Annotated in this window: 19 protein-coding genes; all 19 read right to left on the bottom strand. The window is 59.1% G+C overall.

Features of this window, described 5'->3' with window-relative positions; all coding sequences use genetic code 11:
- Positions 1-14: 14 nt before the first annotated feature.
- The 19 genes from flhA to pyk all read right to left on the bottom strand — a co-directional run bounded on the left by flhA (position 15) and on the right by pyk (position 18,937).
- On the bottom strand, positions 15-2,117 hold the full coding sequence (gene flhA / locus BN1115_RS21065; protein WP_042658710.1) for a flagellar biosynthesis protein FlhA: 2,103 nt from the start codon (positions 2,115-2,117) through the stop codon (positions 15-17).
- A gap of 107 nt (positions 2,118-2,224) precedes the next feature.
- On the bottom strand, positions 2,225-3,355 hold the full coding sequence (gene flhB, locus BN1115_RS21060; protein WP_042658709.1) for a flagellar biosynthesis protein FlhB: 1,131 nt from the start codon (positions 3,353-3,355) through the stop codon (positions 2,225-2,227).
- Entirely contained in the window at positions 3,348-4,145 is a 798-nt protein-coding gene (gene fliR, locus BN1115_RS21055) for a flagellar biosynthetic protein FliR (RefSeq protein WP_042658708.1), read from the bottom strand. The genes flhB and fliR overlap by 8 nt, the downstream gene beginning before the upstream one ends.
- Positions 4,142-4,411 (bottom strand): flagellar biosynthesis protein FliQ, encoded by a 270-nt coding sequence (fliQ, locus tag BN1115_RS21050; RefSeq protein WP_042011652.1) that lies wholly within the window; start codon positions 4,409-4,411, stop codon positions 4,142-4,144. The genes fliR and fliQ overlap by 4 nt, the downstream gene beginning before the upstream one ends.
- A 25-nt stretch (positions 4,412-4,436) precedes the next feature.
- Complete coding sequence (fliP, locus tag BN1115_RS21045) at positions 4,437-5,210, bottom strand: flagellar type III secretion system pore protein FliP (RefSeq protein ID WP_042658707.1); 774 nt, start codon at positions 5,208-5,210, stop codon at positions 4,437-4,439.
- Complete coding sequence (fliO, locus tag BN1115_RS21040; RefSeq protein WP_042658706.1) at positions 5,197-5,577, bottom strand: flagellar biosynthetic protein FliO; 381 nt, start codon at positions 5,575-5,577, stop codon at positions 5,197-5,199. The genes fliP and fliO overlap by 14 nt, the downstream gene beginning before the upstream one ends.
- Complete coding sequence (gene fliN / locus BN1115_RS21035) at positions 5,574-5,966, bottom strand: flagellar motor switch protein FliN (protein WP_042011648.1); 393 nt, start codon at positions 5,964-5,966, stop codon at positions 5,574-5,576. Before fliN ends, fliO begins: the two co-directional genes overlap by 4 nt.
- A gap of 49 nt (positions 5,967-6,015) precedes the next feature.
- Positions 6,016-7,086, bottom strand: a complete 1,071-nt coding sequence (gene fliM, locus BN1115_RS21030; RefSeq protein ID WP_042658705.1) for a flagellar motor switch protein FliM — start codon at positions 7,084-7,086, stop codon at positions 6,016-6,018.
- Positions 7,087-7,093: 7 nt separating this feature from the next.
- Positions 7,094-7,609: a flagellar basal body-associated protein FliL gene (fliL, locus tag BN1115_RS21025; RefSeq protein ID WP_042658704.1), complete on the bottom strand. Its 516-nt coding sequence runs from the start codon at positions 7,607-7,609 to the stop codon at positions 7,094-7,096.
- Between the two features lie 57 nt (positions 7,610-7,666).
- Entirely contained in the window at positions 7,667-9,868 is a 2,202-nt protein-coding gene (locus BN1115_RS21020) for a flagellar hook-length control protein FliK (RefSeq protein ID WP_042658703.1), read from the bottom strand.
- 67 nt (positions 9,869-9,935) lie between these two features.
- Complete coding sequence (gene fliJ, locus BN1115_RS21015) at positions 9,936-10,376, bottom strand: flagellar export protein FliJ (protein ID WP_042658702.1); 441 nt, start codon at positions 10,374-10,376, stop codon at positions 9,936-9,938.
- Between the two features lie 27 nt (positions 10,377-10,403).
- Positions 10,404-11,735, bottom strand: a complete 1,332-nt coding sequence (gene fliI, locus BN1115_RS21010; protein ID WP_042060547.1) for a flagellar protein export ATPase FliI — start codon at positions 11,733-11,735, stop codon at positions 10,404-10,406.
- Positions 11,736-11,787: 52 nt separating this feature from the next.
- Positions 11,788-12,612 (bottom strand): flagellar assembly protein FliH, encoded by an 825-nt coding sequence (gene fliH, locus BN1115_RS21005; protein WP_042658701.1) that lies wholly within the window; start codon positions 12,610-12,612, stop codon positions 11,788-11,790.
- Positions 12,613-12,680: 68 nt separating this feature from the next.
- Positions 12,681-13,742, bottom strand: a complete 1,062-nt coding sequence (gene fliG, locus BN1115_RS21000) for a flagellar motor switch protein FliG (protein ID WP_005334749.1) — start codon at positions 13,740-13,742, stop codon at positions 12,681-12,683.
- Positions 13,735-15,444, bottom strand: a complete 1,710-nt coding sequence (gene fliF / locus BN1115_RS20995; protein WP_042060553.1) for a flagellar basal-body MS-ring/collar protein FliF — start codon at positions 15,442-15,444, stop codon at positions 13,735-13,737. Before fliF ends, fliG begins: the two co-directional genes overlap by 8 nt.
- Positions 15,445-15,490: 46 nt before the next feature.
- The gene (gene fliE, locus BN1115_RS20990) at positions 15,491-15,808 is read right to left on the bottom strand and encodes a flagellar hook-basal body complex protein FliE (RefSeq protein ID WP_042658700.1); all 318 of its coding nucleotides are present in this window, start codon (positions 15,806-15,808) and stop codon (positions 15,491-15,493) included.
- A 125-nt stretch (positions 15,809-15,933) separates the two neighbouring features.
- A complete protein-coding gene (locus BN1115_RS20985; protein ID WP_042658731.1) occupies positions 15,934-16,323 on the bottom strand; it encodes a hypothetical protein in 390 nt (129 codons plus the stop codon).
- A gap of 148 nt (positions 16,324-16,471) precedes the next feature.
- Positions 16,472-17,248: a beta cell expansion factor BefA gene (befA, locus tag BN1115_RS20980; RefSeq protein ID WP_042658699.1), complete on the bottom strand. Its 777-nt coding sequence runs from the start codon at positions 17,246-17,248 to the stop codon at positions 16,472-16,474.
- Positions 17,249-17,497: 249 nt separating this feature from the next.
- The gene (pyk, locus tag BN1115_RS20975; RefSeq protein WP_042658698.1) at positions 17,498-18,937 is read right to left on the bottom strand and encodes a pyruvate kinase; all 1,440 of its coding nucleotides are present in this window, start codon (positions 18,935-18,937) and stop codon (positions 17,498-17,500) included.
- Between the last annotated feature and the right edge of the window lie 162 nt (positions 18,938-19,099).

Below are 19,099 nucleotides of genomic sequence, written 5' to 3'. Positions count from 1 at the left end.
GTCGTCTCCGCTAACTAGTTCTGCCCTACCGCACTGACGATGCGGATCTGCTTGTCGTCGGGCACTTCCTGATAAGACAGAACGCGCAATCCAGGAATGGCATTCTTCACAAACTTGGCCAGGGTATTGCGCAAGATCCCCGATGTCAGCAGCACGGCAGGTTGACCTTCCAACTCTTGCCGCTGTGTGGCCTCCACCAGCGAGCGCTGCATCCGCTCGGCCAGACCCGGTTCAATACCGGCACCATCACCGCCACCAGCCTGCAGGGATTGATGCAATATACGTTCCAATTCCGGCGCCAAGGTAATCACCGGCAGCTCGGGATCGGGGCCTGCAATCTCTTGCACAATCAGGCGACGCAGGGCAATCCGGCAAGCGGCCGTGAGCACTTCCGGATCCGGACTGCGCGGCGCGTATTCAACCAAGGTCTGCAGGATAGTGCGCATATCGCGGATTGGCACGCCTTCATTGAGCAAATTCTGCAATACCTTCACAAGGTTACCCATGCTGATCACTTCCGGCACCAACCCTTCGACCAGCTTGCTCTGATGTTTGCCAATCATGTCGAGCAGTTGTTGTACCTCGTCATGGCCCAGCAGCAGAGCCGCATGGTTGGTCAGGATCTGGCTCAGATGGGTAGCCACCACGGTCGCGGTATCCACCACCGTATACCCCAGCGTCTGTGCCTGAGAGACCATCTCCTTGGCAACCCAGACCGCTTCCAGTCCGAAGGCGGGATCACGGGTAGCTATCCCCTGGATCTGGCCGAACACCTGCCCCGGATTGATGGCCATCTCCTTATCATGGTAGACATTGGCCTCGCCGGTACTGACCCCCATCAAGGTGATGCGGTATTGGTTTGGCGCCAGATCCAGGTTGTCGCGAATGTGGACGGCAGGGACCAGAAAGCCCAGCTCTTGCGAGAGTTTCTTGCGCACCCCTTTGATCCGGTTGAGCAGTTCGCCCCCCTGATTGCGATCCACCAGCGGGATCAGCTGATAACCCACTTCCAGCCCGATGATGTCCACCGGCATCACATCGTCCCAGCTCAGCTCTTTCTGTTCATGAGGCTGCTCGGCTGTGGCAGGCAACAGCTCACCCTTGGCCGCTTTGGCGGCTGCCAGTTTCTCGCGGCGCAGCAACCACCAGGCGCCAGCGGCGGCAAGAGCACCCAGACTCAGGAAGGCGAAATGCGGCATCCCCGGCACCAGCCCCATCATCAACAGAATACCGGCCGAGATGATCAGCGCCTTGGGATTGTCAAACAGCTGGCCTAGTACTGCGGTACCCATGTCCTGATCGGTATTCTGACGGGTCACTATGATGGCGGCTGCAATTGAGAGCAGCAGGGAGGGGATCTGCGCCACCAGACCGTCACCGATGGCCAACAGGGTATAGATCTCGGCAGATTCGCTGAAGGTCAGCTGGTGCTGCATCATCCCGATGATGAAGCCCCCGATAATGTTGATAAAGAGGATCATGATGCCTGCAACCGCATCCCCTTTGACAAATTTGGAGGCACCGTCCATGGAACCGTAGAAGTCGGCTTCCTGGGTCACATCCTGACGACGCTTCTTCGCCTCTTCCTGATTGATGAGGCCGGCATTCAAATCGGCATCGATAGCCATCTGTTTGCCCGGCATCGCATCAAGGGTAAAACGGGCGCTCACTTCCGCGATCCGCCCGGCCCCCTTGGTGATCACCACAAAGTTGATGATCATCAGGATGGTAAAGACGATGATGCCGACCGCATAGTTGCCGCCGATCACCACGTTACCGAACGCCTCGATCACATGACCGGCCGCCGCACTACCATTATGGCCTTCCAGCAACACCACCCGGGTCGAAGCAACGTTCAACGCCAAACGCAGCAAGGTAGCGAGCAGCAGTACGGTCGGGAAGGCAGCGAATTCGAGGGGGCGGCGAGTATAGACAGATACCAGCAGCACCACGATGGAGAGGGCAATGTTGAAGGAGAAGAGCACATCCAACATCAACGGTGGAATGGGCAACACCACCATGCCGAGCGCAGCCAATACCAGCAGAGGGGTACCCAGGCCTTTGCTCAATACTCCCCGGTACTCTTTGAACTGGCCCAATACTGCCTTGAATTCCATCGCGCTTCTCAATTTCAACCTGCTGGTGCCAGATTAAAGCAAACATCAAGCCAACAATGCAAGGCATTGAAATGCAATGAATTTATTTTGACTACGTCAGAACTTTGTCATTTGCGATATTCGGTCGGAATGGGGAGATCCTTGGCCAGCGGCTGGGGACGACGCCCCTGACCACGACGGAATTTCTTGAGCTGGAAGACATAAGCAAGCACCTGGGCAACCGCCGCAAACAGCCCTTCCGGGATCTCGTGGCCCAGCTCGGTTGAGTGGTAAATCGCCCGGGTCAAGGCCGGTGACGGCATGATCGGGATCTCGTACTCTCTGGCTATCTCCCTGATCTTCATTGCAATTTCATCAGTGCCCTTGGCCACGACCTTGGGCGCGGCACCGGGTTTGCCCGCATCATACTTGAGCGCCACCGAGTAGTGGGTCGGGTTGGTGATCACCACATCGGCCTTGGGCACATCGCCCATCATCCGGCGCATCGCCATCTGCATCTGCAACTGGCGGATCTTGCCTTTTACCTCGGGCTTGCCTTCGCTGTCCTTGAACTCGTCCTTCACCTCCTGCTTGGTCATCTTGAGCTGACGCATGTGGTTCCACTGCTGGAAGGGTACATCGATGGCCACGATGGGAAGCAGGGCGCAGCAGAGAATGATCAACATCCAGAGAAACAGCTCCAGCGCATCGATAATGCCGCCGGGAAATCCCTCCATGGAGAGGTTGAGCAGGTGATTGAACTGGCTGGATAACATCCACCAGGCAAACAGGGTAATAAACACCACCTTGGCGATGGACTTGACCAGCTCGATCAACGAATGCACCCCGAACATCCGCTTGAGGCCACTGAGCGGACTCAACTTGCTCATCTTGGGCATCATGGCTTCGGTGGAGAAGTTCATCCCCCCCATCAGGGTGTTGCCGATAAAAGCGGCAATTGCCACCAGCGCGAACAACAGCCCCAGCGGAAGCACCAGTTCCCCCAGCAGCGCCGGCAGCATGGCGATCATGGCATTGGGATCGAAAGCCTGCTCCCGATCCAGGGTAAAGCCCATGGTGACGACCTTGATCATGGCTGTCGCCAGCGAGCCCTTGAGCATCAACAGACCAAAAACCGCCGAGAGCAGAACGCTGGCGGTCCCCAACTCTTTTGAACGTGCAATCTGCCCTTTTTCACGGGCCTGTTGCAGTCGTTTGCCCGTGGGTTGTTCAGTACGTTCCTGGTCGGTATCAGCCATGAGCGCCCCCGAAGCACTGGGTGTTGATCAGCTCGCAGCTGACCTCCTGCACCCGCTCCCACATGATGTCGAAGTGGCCGAGGAACCCGCCGATAGTGAGCCAGAGGATCAGCAGACCCGACATCATGCTGACCGCAAAACCGATACTGAAAATGTTGAGCTGAGGCGCGGCCCGGGTCATGACGCCAAAGGCGAAGTTGATCAGCAGCAGGGCGACGATGGCAGAAAGGGCCATCACCAGTGAGGCCTGATACATCACCCCGAGAAAACCGATCAGGGTGCGGATGGCGGGCAAGGTGAGTCCGCTGTCCGACACCGGCAAGGTTTCAAAACTGAGGATCACCAGCCGCAGCATCACCAGATGGCCATCCAGCGCCAGAAACACCAGGGTCGCCAGCATCAGATAGAACTGGCCGACCACGGGGGCCGACTGGCCATTCATCGGATCCACCAGAGTGGCAAAGCCGAGGCTGGTTTGCATGGCGATGACCTGACCGGCCATCACGAAGCTCTCCATCAGAAACTGGGTCATCAGACCAAGGGCAATACCGATCAGCAGCTGCTGGCCCAATACCAGAAAACTGCCAGCAGAAAAGAGCTCGATAGGGGGCATTTTCGGAAGCAACGGGGCTATCAGAAAGGTGATGGCCAAAGCCAGCCCCATCCGTACCCGCGCAGGAGCAAGGCGGCTGCCAAACACCGCCATCACCATCAACAGACTGCTCACCCGCGCCAGCGGCCAGAGGATCGAAGACAACCACTCTATGATCAGAGCGGTTGTATAGGTCATCCCACCACCTCGGGGATTTGGTTGACCATCAGCACGAAGAAGTCCATCAGACTCTGCAAGCCCCAGTGAGCGCCCGCGCCCAGGGCAAACAGCGTCACGATGAGACGGGGCAGAAAGCTCAGGGTCTGTTCGTTGATGGAGGTCGCGGCCTGAAAGATGGCAACGACCAAGCCAATCATCAGGCTGGGCAGGATCACGGCGCACACCATGATGGTCACCAGCCAGAGCGCCTCACGAAAGACGTCGACAAAGGTTTCAGGACTCATGTTCGGGCTCCTTGCGCTCGACCGGCTAACCGGCACCCAGTCCGAAACTGTTGGCCAGCGACCCCAGAATGAGGTTCCAGCCATCCACCATCACAAACAGCATCAGCTTGAAGGGCAGCGAGACGATCATCGGCGAGAGCATCATCATCCCCATCGCCATCAGGATACTGGCGACTACCAGATCGATGACCAGGAACGGCAAGAACAGCATAAAACCAATCTGGAAGGCGGTTTTCAGCTCGCTGGTGACAAAGGCCGGGATCAGCACCCGCAACGGCACATCGGCCGGTTTCTCCACCTGCACGTTGGCGATCTCCATAAAGGTATTGAGATCCTTGATCCGGGTCTGGGCCAGCATGAACTGGTGGATGGGCAACTCGGCCCGCTCCAGCGCCTCCTTTGCCTGAATGGTCTCGGCCAGATAGGGCTGCAACGCCTCATCATTGATGCGATCCAGCACCGGCGACATGATGAAGAACGACATGAACAGGGCGATGCCGATCAACACCTGGTTAGAGGGGCTCTGTTGCAGACCGATCGCCTGACGCAAGATACCCAGCACGATGATGATGCGGGTAAACGAGGTCATCATGATCACCATGGCCGGCAAGAAGGAGAGCGCAGTCATCAGCGCCAGCACTTGCAGGGTCAGGCTGTACTCCTGAGAACCATCCCCCATGGTCTTGACGGTCACCGCCGACATGGCGTCCTGTGCCAGCGCGGGCCAAGAGCAGAACAGGGGGATCAGCAGGCCGACCAGCAGCCCTGTTTTCAGCAATAAGCCGTTAGCTTTTTTCATGCTTGCCCATCAATTTGCCAAGCTGCTGTGAAAACGCCTGCTGCTGATTTTCATCGAGCGGCTGTTCCAGTCGATAGAGGAAGTTGACCTGCTGCGGCGTTACGCCAACCAGCAACTGCTGTTCCCCTACCTTGACCACCAGCAGCTTCTCTTTGTACCCCACCGGCAACGAGGCGATGACCCGCATCTGGCCGCCACCCATGGCGGTCGCCAGCTTGCTCTTCTTGAGCAGAAAGCCCAGCACCAGAATGAGGCCGATCACCATCAGACTGGAGAGCAACCAGGAGCTCAGAGTGGGCGCACTGGCGGATGCCACTGTCTCGGCAAAGGCCGGGACAGGCAGCAATAACAACAGGAGGCGCGTCATTTGAGCTTCTTGATCCGTTCAATCTGGCTGATGACGTCGGTCAGACGAATACCGAACTTGTCGTTCACCACCACCACCTCGCCGTGAGCGATCAGGGTACCGTTGACCAATACGTCCAGCGGCTCGCCTGCAACGCGATCCAGCTCTACCACCGAGCCCTGGTTCAGCTGCAGCAGGTTGCGAATGCTGATCTGGCTGCGGCCCACTTCCATGGCAATGGTGACAGGGATATCGAGAATGGTGTCGAGCTTGCGCCGCTCCTCGGCACTGATGGGGGCATCGTCGGTCAGCTCCTCAAGCGGGGCTGGCTTGGCTTCAGCAATCACCTGCTCCTCCAGCGCCGCAGCCCAGGCATCAGCCATCAAATCCTCTTCCTCAGTTCCGCTCATCTTGTTTCCTTATGCTACTTCGTGACCGTTTACCGCAATAAACCGTCGATTATCGCTGTTGATCTTCGATACTGCGCTCGAGCTCTTCCAGCTCGGCCTCGCCATCAATTCGTACACCACCGCGGGTCACCAGATGCATCTCTGTCTTGACCCCTTCCGGGCGCTTGAGTTTGTCGGTGATCTTGAGCGCCACATTGTCCTTGGTGCGGCCCATCTTGGCATGGAAGGTAGGCAAATCTTCCACATAGACCAGCAGATTTTCCGGCATCTCGACCGGGATGATATCGCCGGGTCGCAGCTCCATCAGTTCACGCAGGGTCAGTTCAGTCTCCAGTAGCTTGGCGCGCAGCTCTACCTTGACGTCCATGATTTCGTCACGCAGCGCCTTGCTCCAGCGCACGTCGGTATCTCCCTTGTCACTCTGCACACCGGCATCCAGCAGTTCGCGGATCGGCTCCAGCATGGAGTAGGGCATTGCGACGTGGAAGTCACCGCCACCGCCATCGAGCTCGATGTGGAACGAGCTGACCACAATCACCTCGGTCGGGCTGACGATGTTGGCCATCGCCGGGTTCACCTCGGAGTCGAGATACTCAAAGCCCACGTCCATCACCGGCGCCCAGGCATCCTTGTAATCCTCGAACACCAGTTTGAGCAGCATCTGGATGATCCGCCGCTCGGTCGGGGTGAACTCGCGCCCTTCAATCTTGGCGTGATAACGGCCATCGCCACCGAAGAAGTTCTCCACCAGGATGAAGACCAGCCGGGCCTCCATGGTGATAAGCGCAGTCCCCTTGAGCGGGCGGAAGCGCACCATGTTGAGACTGGTCGGCACAAACAGGGTATGGACATACTCGCCAAACTTGAGCATCTGCACGCCGTTGATGGAGACCTCGGCGGTGCGACGCATCATGTTGAACAGGCTAATCCGCATGTGGCGGGCGAAACGTTCGTTCACCAGCTCCAGCGTCGGCATGCGACCACGGACGATGCGGTCCTGGGAGGAGAAGTCAAACTGGGCAACGCCGGGATCCCCCGCCGAGCCTATCTCTTCCTCTTCGACATCATCGACACCGTGCAAGAGGGCATCAATTTCGTCCTGACTTAACAGATCGCTCACGCTTCACCTACTGCATTACAAAGCCGGTAAACAGCACTTGTTCGATAACGGGGGAAGAGACTAGGTCCTTGAGCACCCGACGGCACTCTTCCAGTGAATCCTTGCGCAGCTTCTCCTTGCCTTCAAAGGTCATCAGCTGTTCGGCACTGGCTGCACTGAATACCCGCAGCAAAGTGCCTTCAATCAGGGGAATATTCTGTTTGGCCAGCGTCTCGTCGGCAGTGCCGCGCACCATCAGCTGGATCTTGATCTGCACCAGTCGATCCCGCTGGGCACCCGCGACGTTAAAGACAAAGGGTCGTGGCATCCCCACATACAGGGAGGGTTGAGGCGCTTCCACCTTGGGCTTGCCCTCTGCGCCCTCCGCCGCTTCAACGGGCGGTTTTTCCGAACCGGAGAGCATCAGGAAGGCGCCAGCACCACCACCGCCCAGCAAAATAACCGCCAGGGCAATGATAATGATCAGCTTCTTTTTCTTGCCCGCAGCCGGGTCTTTTAGCGTCAACTCGTTATCGTCAGCCATCCCTTGTCCACCCTAGTCTCAAACTTGTTCGATATCATAAACTTACTCGGGATTGCATCAAGCATAGAAATCAATTCCGGAACCGTTTGTCGATTCCACCAGCAAACTGAGGTTGGCAGTGGTGGGTTCCCCCTCAACCTGCCCGTTACCGGCATGTGACTGACCGCCACTCTGACCCTGCTGCCCCTGCCCGCTAAAGGTAGGCTGGCCCTGTTGTTGCTGTTGCTGCGACTGCTGTTGAACCTGCGTCTGGCCAAGCTGGATCCCCTGCCCTGCCAGCATGTCACGCAGCCGGGGCATCGCCTGCTCCAGCATCTCGCGAGTCTGTCCATGTTGTACCACAAAATGGACGTTGGCCTGGCTGTCGGCCCCAATCTGGATCTGGATCTTCATCTTGCCAAGGCCGAGGGGGTCGAGCTGAATTTCCGCCTGTTGCAGTTTTTCGGCCAGCATCACGTTGACCTTCTGGTGCAATTCGGCAGGCGCTTCCTGACTGGCCAGCTTCAAATGGGGTAAATTCTGCGGTTCACGGCGCAACGTGCCCTCGGCAGCGGGCGCACGGCTGTCGGCCACCTGGGGCTGGGGCTGACTGTTCTGGCCATGCTGTACGGTCTGGCTCTGGCTGCTCTCGCTGCTCGATGTGGCAGCGACAAGACTCTTCTCAGACTCACCGGCCTTCGGTTTCACCTCCAACTGCACCGCCTTGCGCACCTCGTCGGTGCCCGTCACGTCCATCTGCTTGATACCGGCTGCAATGCTCGACAGCGGCGCTTGCGGCCCCTGAGATTCGGCCTGCGCCAACACCTGTTCTGGCGCCACCATCACGGGCGCGGCAGCGCTATCGGTCTGAGTCGTGGTATTTGACGTCACGCCGCTCTGGGCTGCGGCACTTTGCGCTGTCGTCACCGGCGCCGAACCTTGATTGGCGGCTGTGGCTGGCTGCTGGCTTCCCTCGGCGGCACTTTTTTCTGCCCCCTTGCCAGCCATACCAGTGTTCTCTGCGGTGGTGGCAGTGGTTACGGTGCCCGCATCAGGTTGCTTGAGCCCCTCGCTGAATGCCTTGAGCGCAGCCCCCTGAGTCGCGGCTTGCGCCGTCTGTCCCTTGCTGGTCACGGCGCTGCTGGTTACGGAGTCGGATTTGCTGTCGCTCCCCTCTTTCGCTGTTAATCTGCCTTCCTGTTTGGCTGTAAATGATACATCGTTCTGGTTAACCTTAGCTCCGCTATTGCTTACGCTCTTGCCTGTACTATTACTACTACCATCATGCCCCTCTGCGGTGGCTGAAGTGGCAGCAGCGCCCACTTCAGGTTGCTTGAGCCCCTCGCTGAATGCCTTGAGCGCAGCCCCCTGAGTCGCGGCTTGCGCCGTCTGTCCCTTGCCGGTCACGGCGCTGCTGGCTGCGGAGTCGGATTTGCTGTCGCCAGCTTCTTTTGTTGCGAGTGACTCCGCAGGTTTGGTGGTACTGGCCGACTCATCGACCGGCAGCACCTTGGCCAGCTGGGCCATTCGTTCTGCCCCCGTGAGGGGCTTGGTGTGCTTGCCACCCGCGGGGGTTTCTCCCTTGGCAGAGGCTTTTTCCCCGGACTGCTCATCCGCAGTGGTCGCGGCCTTCTCTCCCTCAGAGGAGAGGACTGAGGGGGAGAGAACGGCGGAGGATGCGTCGCCCTGCACCACCACTCGCGCCGCAGAGGGCGATACGGTGGTTTCAGGAGTCAATTGGGCGGTCGTGGCCAACGGCGATTGCGCCCCGGTCTGACCGGCAAGCTGGCGGGCGATCCTGGCAGCGGCAGGGGCTGGCTCGCTTTCATCAAGCGCAATGCCCTGCTGCTCACCCTCTTGCGGCAACGGATTGCCGTCTACCGCAGTGGCGCTCTGTTGGGCCACTACAGCCAGCTGGGGCGTCACTAGCGAGGTATCGAGCTTGAGGGAGTCTTGCAGGCGCAGCAGAAAGTCGGTGGCGGGAACCTCCTCCACCTTGCTGTCGGCGTCAGGATCCTGCTCCTTGCTGGCCTCCTCGTTGGGAGATGCGCTCTCGGTCGCCAAAGATTTGGCTGATCGGACATTGTTATCGCCCTGACTGGCCTCGGCGGCGCCCTGTTCGCAGTTCTGAGCCTTGGCAATCAGGATAGCGAAATCCCCCTTGCTGTCACTGCTGGTTCCCCCATCGATGCTTTTGCTCTCGACGGAACCGCTCAGAGGCGCTTTGTCCAACCCGTTGGCCGGAGCCGAAGGCGTTTGTGTCAACAGTGTCTGCATCATGATGGGATCCCTGAATTCTGGTGGCCCCCAAAGAGATGGCCGCCGACAATGTCCAGATCAAAGCAAGTTACAGGCCAGATTGATGAAAGCGCCGCAACATGGCGTACTCATCCAGCATCTTTTGCTCTTGACGCAGGGCCTTCTGCTGCTCGCGGCTCGCCTGCTTCTCCAGCAGCAGCTCTACCGCCTTGCGCCGCTGCTGGGCAGCCAGCCACTCTTCACGGCGCAGTTCGAGAGCCTGACGCACCTGCAGCACCCCCTCGTACTGCTGGGTCGCCGCCTGTTCTAGTTTGTTGATAAAGGCGTGATACTGGCTGTTTTGCTGGGGCGAGATCCCCTGCAAGCCGCGATCGGTCCACTGCTGGTGATAGATCTGGCGGTACTGGTTGAGGGCATTTTGCTGATCCATGAACAGCTTGAGATCCTGCTGCGCCTTCACCAGCGCCAGCGCACACTGTTGCTCCGCCTCCACCAACCGCTCGGCCAACAATATCAGCCCTCTACTCATCGTCGACCTCTCTGTTACCGACCATCATCAGCGCATCAATGGCATCGCCACCATCTGCAAGGCTTGCAGGCCATCATCGTAGTGAATGACCTCGCGCATCCCCTGCTGCAAGAACTGATCCAGATAGGGTTTTTGAATGATGGCGCGGTCGATGCGCGGATCGGAGCCCTGACTGTAGGCGCCGATGGTGATGAGATCCCGGTTCTGCTGATAGAGGGAGTAGAACTGCTTGAGGGTGCGCGCCAGATCCATATGTTCCGGCGAAGTCACCATAGGCATGACCCGGCTGATGGACTTCTCGATATCGATGGCCGGATAGTGGCCCGCATCGGCCAGCTCGCGCGACAAAACGATGTGGCCATCGAGAATGGCCCGCGCCGCATCGGCGATGGGATCTTGCAGGTCATCCCCCTCGGTCAACACGGTGAAAAAAGCGGTGATAGAGCCCTGGCCATCGCTGCCGTTACCCGCCCGCTCCACCAGCGCCGGTAATTTGGCAAAAACCGAGGGTGGATAACCCTTGGTCGCCGGCGGCTCGCCCACCGCCAGCGCGATTTCACGCTGGGCCTGGGCATAACGGGTCAGTGAGTCCATCAGCAGCAGCACGTTGAGCCCCTGATCGCGGAAATACTCGGCGATGGCCAGTGCCGTTTCACACCCCTTGAGCCGCATCAGCGGCGAGGCATCGGCGGGAGCCGCTACCACCACGGAGCGGGCACGCCCCTCCTCTCCCAGAATGTCTTCAATAAACTCTTTTACTTCCCGCCCCCGTTCACCGATGAGGCCGACCACCACCACATCCGCCACCGAGCCGCGGGTCATCATGCCAAGCAGCACCGATTTACCGACACCGGAACCGGCAAACAGCCCCATCCGCTGGCCCTGACCCACCGTCAGCACGGCATTGATGGCGCGTACCCCCACGTCCATCGGCTGATGGATCGGACGGCGAGAGAGCGGATTGATGCGATGCTGGGCAAACTGCACCGTCTGGGAGGAGAGAATGGGGCCGAGGCCATCGAGTGGCTGGCCGATGCCGTCGATGACCCGACCAAGCAGGTTCATGCCTACCGGAATGCCGTGCTCTTCGGTGATGGGCACCACCCGGGCACCGGGGATCACCCCCTTGAGCTGTTCGCTCGGCATCAGAAACAGGCGATCGCCAGAGAAGCCCACCACTTCTGCTTCCAGCATGCCGTCCTGGGTATCGATGCGGCAGAGCGCACCGATGGCGGCGCGGCAACCGATAGCTTCGAGGGTCAGCCCCACCACTCGGGTCAATTTGCCAGCAACCGGTGGTTTGGGGGCGCTGTCGCGTACCTTGTACCCTTGCAACCGGTTCAGTAGCGAGCCGCTCATCTGGCCTCCTGGAAGCTAAAAAGTGCAGCCGGACAGCAACGTCCGGCATCGGTTATGGGCGTGAGTCCGGCGAAGCCGGGTTCTGCGACGCATTGTCCCGCAAGAAGTTGCGCAGCAGCTGATCGATACGCCCGGAGAGGGTCAGATCGATGCTGGAGAGCTCGGTCACCAGTTGCAGATCGCCGGGGGAGAGGGTGGGATCGCTCTGCAATCGCCAGTGGCGCTTGGCGCATTCTTCGGCGCCAAATGCCTGCTCGATACGTGCGACATCGTCAGGATGCAGCATCAGGGTCACCCCCTGCTCGGCGGCGGGCAGCAACGCCAGCCCCTCCTTGAGCGCCTCCAGCAGAATGCGGGGGGAGGTCTCTGCTTCGTGACGAATAAGCGCGCGGGCCAGTTGCATCACCAGCGAGACCAGCTGCTGCTCCACCGCCTGATCCAGCTCATTGAGCGGATTGGCAAGGCGGGCAGCGAGCCCCTGCCAGTGGGCGATCTCCTGCTCCACCAGCTCGCGGCCCATGGCCAGCCCCTCCTCGCGCCCCTGTTCGAGACCGGCAGAGTGACCCTGTTGCAATCCTTCCAGCTTGCCCTCTTCCATCCCCTTGGCATAACCGGACTCCCGTCCCTCGGCCATTCCCTCTTCCCAGGCGGCCTGACGGATCGCTTCGAGCTCTTCGGCGGTGATGCTGGGGGTCGGCTCCTGTTCGGGCTCCGGCTCCACCACATCCTCTTCCTGCTGATACCAGTCAGGGGCCAGGCCGAGGGCATTGGTGGGCGCTCCGGGCTCCACCTCGACGGCCATCTCGGGCCAGCCCCAGGTCTCTACCCGGGCATCATCGCCGTCGGGGCGCACATAACCACGCAGTTTGTTGTTCATGCTTTGCGCGGCTCCTCACCACTGCCTGATGCGGGTTTGGCATCGCGATTCTGTTTATGGGCCATGGCTTAGAGGAACTCCTCGCCGCCACCGGCACCCAGCATGATCTCGCCGGCATCCGCCAGACGGCGGGCGATGGAGAGGATCTCTTTCTGGGCGGCTTCCACTTCGGAGACCCGGATCGGCCCCATGGCCTCCAGATCGTCCGCCAGCATTTCGGCCGCCCGTTTGGACATGTTCTTGAAGATCTTCTCGCGCATCTGATCGTCGGAGCCCTTGAGGGCGCGCTGCAGCAGATCCCCTGGTACTTCCCGCAGCATGGTCTGGATGCCGCGGTCGTCCACATCGATGAGGTTTTCGAACACGAACATCAAATCCTGGATTTGCTGGCTCATCTCTTCGTCCGACTCGCGGATAGAGTCCATCAGCTGGCCTTCGATGTTGGTATCCAGGTAGTTCATGATGTTGGCGGCCGCCTTCAGGCCGCCCATCTTGGCTGCCTGGGCACCGGCTGCACCGGCGAACTGTTTCTCCATGATATCGTTCAACTCTTGCAGTGCCGCCGGTTGTACCTCTTCGAGGTTGGCGATACGCATCACCAGATCGAGGCGCACCTGCTCCGGGAACTGGCTCAGGATCTCGGCGGATTGTTCCGGTTCCAGATAGGAGAGCACGATGGTCTGGATCTGCGGGTGTTCGTTCTGGATGATGCTGGCCACCTGACGGGCATCCATCCACTTGAGCGAATCGAGGCCACGGGCACCGGAACCGAGAATGATCTGGTCCACCAGGTTGCTCGCCTTGTCCTCGCCAAGGGCCGCCACCAGCGCCTTGCGCACGAAGTCTTCGCTGCCGATACCGATATTGGTGTACTTCTGGATATCGTCGATGAATTGACGGTGCACCGCCGCCACCCGATCGTGACTGAAGTCGGACATGGAGGCCATCGACATACCGAGCCGCTGCACCTGCTTGGGCTCGAGATGACGGAAGATCTGGGCGGCATCCTCTTCATTGAGGCTCAGCATCAGCACCGCAGCCATCTCCATCCCCGACATCTGGTCGAGGATCTGGCGCTGACTGTCGGTGATGTCATTGCCTGTAACCTGGCTCTTCTTTTCTTCAGGCATCTTTGTTCGTTACCCATTCTTTAATGACCTGAGCGGCCAGATCCGGCTCGTTCGCTACCAGCGCACGGACCGCCTTGAGCAAGTCTTCGTCACGGTGCAGATCAGGCAGCTTGAGCTGACCATCGCGTACACCGAATACCTGATCGTTCTCCACCTGGGCCGACAGCAGGCTCAACTCGTCGTCGCCACCCAGTACGGTGTGGTTGTCAAAATCCAGTTCCCCTTCCGGTTTGGCATCCGGATAGAGCAGTCGCTTGAGCATGGGACGAACCACGGTCACGATCAAGACGATGATCACCAGTACCGAGGCGGCGATGCGCACCGCACGCCAGAACCAGGGCTGATCATAAATCGGCAAGTCGGCAACCGTTTCCAGCTCGGGACGATTGAACGGAATGGCGACCACCTCAAGGGTATCACCACGGGTCACATCAAAGCCAAGACCACCGCTCAGCAGACGGCGCAGGGTATCGATCTCTGCCTGACTGCGCGCTTCGCGGGTCACGGCCCCGTCGGCACCGGGCACTGATTTATAGTCTACCGCGACCGAGACGGTCATGCGGCGAATCCCCCCCATCTGGCGACGGGTATGGCTGACGGTAGTATCCAGTTCAAAGTTACGAGTCGCCTCTTTACGGGAACGGCCGGAAGACGCCGCCCCTGCGCCATCGCCACCGGTGGCCTGCTCGGGAATGTTGGACGCAGCAGGTGGCTGGTTGGAGAGGGCGCCGGGCACGCCACCGCTGCTGCCATTGGCGCTGTTCTCTTCCATGGTCATTTCGGAGCGCACCGCAGGCAGGTCGGGGTTGTAAGTCTTGCGGGTCTGCTCCTGCTGGGAGAAGTCGAGGGAGAGATCCACTTCCGCCGTATAGTTGTCGGCCCCCAGCACCGGGATCAGGATGGCGTCAATTTTTTGTTTGTACTCCAGCTCCTGCTTCTGCTGCATGGCAAACTCTTTGCGAGTCTGGGCAGAGACCGGGTCTTGCGAGCCGGAGTTGAGCAGACGACCGTTCTGGTCGGTGACGGTCACCCGGGTCGGTTCGAGGCCATGAACGGCAGAGGCCACCATGTCGACGATGGAGTCCACCTCTCCCTGCCCCAGCGCTGCCCCTTTCAGGTTGAGCACCACGGTGGCACTGGGTTTGCGTTCGTTGCGGGCGAAGACGTTGTCTTTGGGGATGGCCAGCAGCACTTGGGCCTTGGCCACATTCTGGAACTGCTCGATAGCGCTCGCCAGCTGGCGCTCGCGGCTCAGCTTGAGGCGCTCGCCCTCCATCCGCTGGCTGACCCCGAAACTGGAATCTTTCAGCAGGATATCTTCACCACCGATGCTGGTATCGGCGGCATTGGCGAGACCGGCACGGGTCAGAGCCAACTGGATAGTGGCGTAATTTTCGGCGTTGACCAGCACGCTCTTGCCATCCACCTCATAGGGGATCTTCTGCTGATCGAGGAAGTCGAGGGTCTTGACCAGCTCCTGGGTGGTGTAGGTGCCGAGGGGACGCATGTCCGGCTCCTTGCCCCACAGCAGGATAAACACCGCGATGGCCAGACAGATGGCAAGCCCCAGGATCAGGGTGATTTGTCGCAGTACATCGGTATTGGACAGGAATCCCAGCGCCGAACTCTTCTGCTCATTTTCATCGAGGGCGGCGGTGCCCTCATCGTTTATCAGCAGATCGCCGTTTTGGTCAGTAGCCACGATTTATGTCCTTATTGCTGACATGTTCATGATGTTCAGTAATCACTTATACCGGCATGTTCATGATGGTCTTGTAGGCATCGACCATCTTGTTGCGCACCTGTACCGTGGCTTCAAAGGCGATGGAAGATTTTTGGCCGGAGATCATGACCTCGGCCAGATCCACCGACTTGTCGCCCATATCGAAACGGGTGCGCAGATCATTGGCGGCGCCTTGCAGCTCGTTGACGTTGCCCAGCGCCTGTTGCAGCAGCTGACCAAAGTCGGATGTCACCGGACGACCGGGCTGTGCCAGCGGCGTTGCGCCTGCTTCAATCTTGAGCGCCTGCATCTCTTGCATCAGGCTGCTTGCACTTATTTCCATTTTCCATCCCCAGACAATTCATTGACGCTGACTGGCTTAAAGCAATAAAAGTGCCAATCAGGAAAAATACTCTCAAGCCAAAGGAATGGGGTATTCGCAGAGCACTGATGAGGAGCCCGCATCACTCACGGGCGCGGTACGCCATCCTCACCAAATAACAGCCTCAGATAGCTAAGATGCAGATCGTAATGCTCTCCGGTGGGTAGTTTGACCAGCACTTCATCGTGAAGGTAACCCGCACGGCTCACTGCTCGTTCGGGCGAGATCAATCCCTCCACCACCAGCCTGGCGACAATCGCCTGCGCCAGGGCCATCGTCGCCTCATCGGCCTGCCCCCAGCCAACATGCCCCCGGTATTCCGATCCTGCCAGGCCGGGTTCGAGGGGAAAGACCTGTTCCCCCTTGACCCAGAAGGCCATGGGGATGCCATCCTGCAGACGCAGATAGATACTCTGCTTGTCCCACTCTCGACTCGGGCTCATCTCCATCCCACCCGGTTCCGTTGCTTGTACCATGCCACTCTCCTTGTTCTGTTGATAAATCTTGCTGGCGCCCACGTAAAAGAGGGCCAGTGGCCCTCTTTTACTGCACGTTGCCGCGTTTAAACAGACAGCGACTCACAGTGCATAAAGAAAAACGTGCGATCGCTCAAAGCACGAACAATTACTGGGTCAGATCCTTGTCGATCCAGTATTTGGAGCCGGAGATATTGGCATCAAACAACAGGCCCTTCTCACCAATCTGGTAGATCGCCATGCCGCCGTTGTATTTGGCGGTCAGCTCGGCACTCTCCTTGCCAGCCACCACCCCCACTTCGGAAGTGGCCTCCCAACCCTGGGTCACGAAGGCATCGAATCTGGCCTTGTCTTCGAACAGGATCACCTGCTGATAGAACTTGCCGCCGATCCCGGCAGCAAGACCCGCGCCAAACATCTTCATATAGGTGTGCTTGCCGTTTTTGCGATTAACCGCCACCCCGGCACCCTGATTGGTATGCAGCATCAGGGAAAACTTGCGCGAATCGAACACCGCATAGCCATAAGCCTTGTCAAACAGCAACTTGGCAGAGGGTTGCTCGTTGAACAGCCGCACCAGTGCGGTATCTGCCATGGTGTTGAGGGCCAGCCGGGCCTCTTGCGCCGTCTTGGGATTCAACATCTCGTCGAGCTTCTTGTCGGCGACTTTCAACCACTCCTTGCCGGTCGCGATGCTCTTGTCGGTCCAGACTCCGGCTGTGTTGAAAGCATCCTCACCCCAGGCGGAGATGGAGGCCCAACTCTTCTTGGAAAAATCGCTGACATCCTGCCACACCTCCTTGCCGGTCTCGCTCACCGCCGTCCCGAGATCGGAGGCGGCGGCCTTGAGCTTGGCCCAGTCGGCATAACAGGGTGAGAAGGCCAGACTCAGTGACAAGGCCAGCAACCAGTTACGATTGTTCATCTTCTTGCTCCCATTCCGTGTTACCCGTTTAGCCGCCCTCTCACCCGGAGCTCGGGTGATGGCCAACATAAACAGGTTTGTCGTGCATGTCGTGCGCAGGTCATCCCGCATTATCGGGACGATGGGCTATTGAGGCAATCATTGAGTCCATCCTCACCTCACACTTGGCACACAAACCCGTGCCGCAACCATAAAAAAAAGCTGCTCGCCAATGGCGAACAGCTTTGATGACAGCACAGGCAGAGGCGCTTATTCGACCATCATCACCTTGCAGGTGTTGGTACTGCCCACGGTTTCCATCTTGTCACCGTGAGTCAGCAGCACCATGTCGCCGCTCTGCAGCAGGCCTTTGGCCTTGAGCACGTCCAGCGCGTCGCGACACACTTCGTAGACCGGCTTGGTCTCGTCACCGTCAAACATCACCGGGGTAACGCCACGGTAGAGGTTGGTCCAGGCCAGGGTCTTGTTGTGGGGAGACATGGCGAAGATCGGCAGACCGGAGCTGATACGGGACATCAGCAGCGGGGTGGTGCCGGATTCGGTCAGCGCCACGATCGCCTTGACCCCTTCCAGGTGGTTGGCGGCATACATGGTGGACATGGCCACCGCCTCTTCCACCGAGGTGAAGGTGTAGTTCATGCGATGGTTGGAGACGTTCAGGCTCGGGTGTTTCTCGGCACCGACACAGACGCTCGCCATGGAGGTCACGGTCTCGATGGGGAACTGACCGGCGGCGGTTTCGGCAGAGAGCATCACCGCATCGGTACCATCCAGCACGGCGTTGGCCACGTCCATCACTTCGGCACGGGTCGGCAGCGGCGCGTTGATCATCGACTCCATCATCTGGGTCGCGGTGATCACCACCCGGTTCAGACGACGGGAGTGACGGATCAGCTTCTTCTGTACGCCAACCAGCTCGGGGTCACCGATCTCGACACCGAGATCGCCACGGGCGACCATGACGGCATCGGAACCGAGGATGATGTCTTCCATCGCCTCATCGGTCGCGACGGTTTCGGCACGCTCTACCTTGGCCACGATCTTGGCATTGGAGCCTGCTTCACGAGCCAGTTCACGGGCATAGCGCAGATCATCGCCACAGCGCGGGAAGGAGACCGCCAGGTAGTCGACGTTCATCAGGGCCGCGGTCTTGATGTCTTCCTTGTCTTTCTCGGTCAGGGCCGGTGCGGAGAGACCGCCCCCTTTCTTGTTGATGCCCTTGTTGTTGGAGAGCGGCCCGGCCACGGTCACCGTGGTGTGAATGCGGGTGCCTTCAACCTGCTCGACTTTCAGTTGCACACGGCCATCGTCCAGCAGCAGGATGTCGCCCGGTACCACATCGTTTGGCAGGCTCTTGTAGTCGATGCCGACCTGCTCCTGACAGCCTTCACCCTTGCCGAGTGCCGCGTCGAGAATGAACTTGTCACCGATGGCCAGATAGACTTTGCCATCCTTGAAAGTGGAAACACGGATTTTCGGGCCTTGCAGATCACCCATGATGGCGACGTGACGACCGAGCTTGGCAGCAATGTCACGCACCTGATTGGCGCGCAGGATATGGTCTTCAGCAGTGCCGTGAGAGAAGTTCATCCGCACCATGTCAGCCCCGGCGCGGATGATCCCTTCGAGGATCCCTTCGCGGTCGGTAGCCGGACCGAGTGTGGTTACAATCTTTGTACGTCTAGGCATGAAAGACTCCAATATGAAGTTGATATGACTTGAGATTCTGCCCCATCAAGCCCATGGCTCGATGCACCCGTTTGCAAACCATCTGGGTGGTTTTTGTTATTAAATTACAATACTACACCAAGGCGGGTGGCATAGACAGTCGGGGGCCGGAGCCCCCGACGG

This window comes from Aeromonas allosaccharophila, assembly GCF_000819685.1.
Taxonomy (GTDB): domain Bacteria; phylum Pseudomonadota; class Gammaproteobacteria; order Enterobacterales; family Aeromonadaceae; genus Aeromonas; species Aeromonas allosaccharophila.
The sequence above is the reverse complement of the archived record's forward strand: the minus strand, read 5'-3'. Positions and strand labels throughout refer to the sequence as shown.

What these genes read in the sequence shown, in the direction of transcription:
- fliN (WP_042011648.1), bottom strand. Translation starts at nt 5,966, where the DNA reads ATGAGCGGAACTGAGGAAGAGGATTTGATGGCTGATGCCTGGGCTGCG.
- BN1115_RS20985 (WP_042658731.1), bottom strand. Translation starts at nt 16,323, where the DNA reads ATGGTACAAGCAACGGAACCGGGTGGGATGGAGATGAGCCCGAGTCGA.
- fliJ (WP_042658702.1), bottom strand. Translation starts at nt 10,376, where the DNA reads ATGAGTAGAGGGCTGATATTGTTGGCCGAGCGGTTGGTGGAGGCGGAG.
- fliE (WP_042658700.1), bottom strand. Translation starts at nt 15,808, where the DNA reads ATGGAAATAAGTGCAAGCAGCCTGATGCAAGAGATGCAGGCGCTCAAG.
- flhA (WP_042658710.1), bottom strand. Translation starts at nt 2,117, where the DNA reads ATGGAATTCAAGGCAGTATTGGGCCAGTTCAAAGAGTACCGGGGAGTA.
- befA (WP_042658699.1), bottom strand. Translation starts at nt 17,248, where the DNA reads ATGAACAATCGTAACTGGTTGCTGGCCTTGTCACTGAGTCTGGCCTTC.
- fliH (WP_042658701.1), bottom strand. Translation starts at nt 12,612, where the DNA reads ATGAACAACAAACTGCGTGGTTATGTGCGCCCCGACGGCGATGATGCC.
- flhB (WP_042658709.1), bottom strand. Translation starts at nt 3,355, where the DNA reads ATGGCTGATACCGACCAGGAACGTACTGAACAACCCACGGGCAAACGA.
- fliI (WP_042060547.1), bottom strand. Translation starts at nt 11,735, where the DNA reads ATGAGCGGCTCGCTACTGAACCGGTTGCAAGGGTACAAGGTACGCGAC.
- fliQ (WP_042011652.1), bottom strand. Translation starts at nt 4,411, where the DNA reads ATGAGTCCTGAAACCTTTGTCGACGTCTTTCGTGAGGCGCTCTGGCTG.
- fliG (WP_005334749.1), bottom strand. Translation starts at nt 13,742, where the DNA reads ATGCCTGAAGAAAAGAAGAGCCAGGTTACAGGCAATGACATCACCGAC.
- pyk (WP_042658698.1), bottom strand. Translation starts at nt 18,937, where the DNA reads ATGCCTAGACGTACAAAGATTGTAACCACACTCGGTCCGGCTACCGAC.
- fliL (WP_042658704.1), bottom strand. Translation starts at nt 7,609, where the DNA reads ATGGCTGACGATAACGAGTTGACGCTAAAAGACCCGGCTGCGGGCAAG.
- fliR (WP_042658708.1), bottom strand. Translation starts at nt 4,145, where the DNA reads ATGACCTATACAACCGCTCTGATCATAGAGTGGTTGTCTTCGATCCTC.
- fliP (WP_042658707.1), bottom strand. Translation starts at nt 5,210, where the DNA reads ATGAAAAAAGCTAACGGCTTATTGCTGAAAACAGGGCTGCTGGTCGGC.
- BN1115_RS21020 (WP_042658703.1), bottom strand. Translation starts at nt 9,868, where the DNA reads ATGATGCAGACACTGTTGACACAAACGCCTTCGGCTCCGGCCAACGGG.
- fliO (WP_042658706.1), bottom strand. Translation starts at nt 5,577, where the DNA reads ATGACGCGCCTCCTGTTGTTATTGCTGCCTGTCCCGGCCTTTGCCGAG.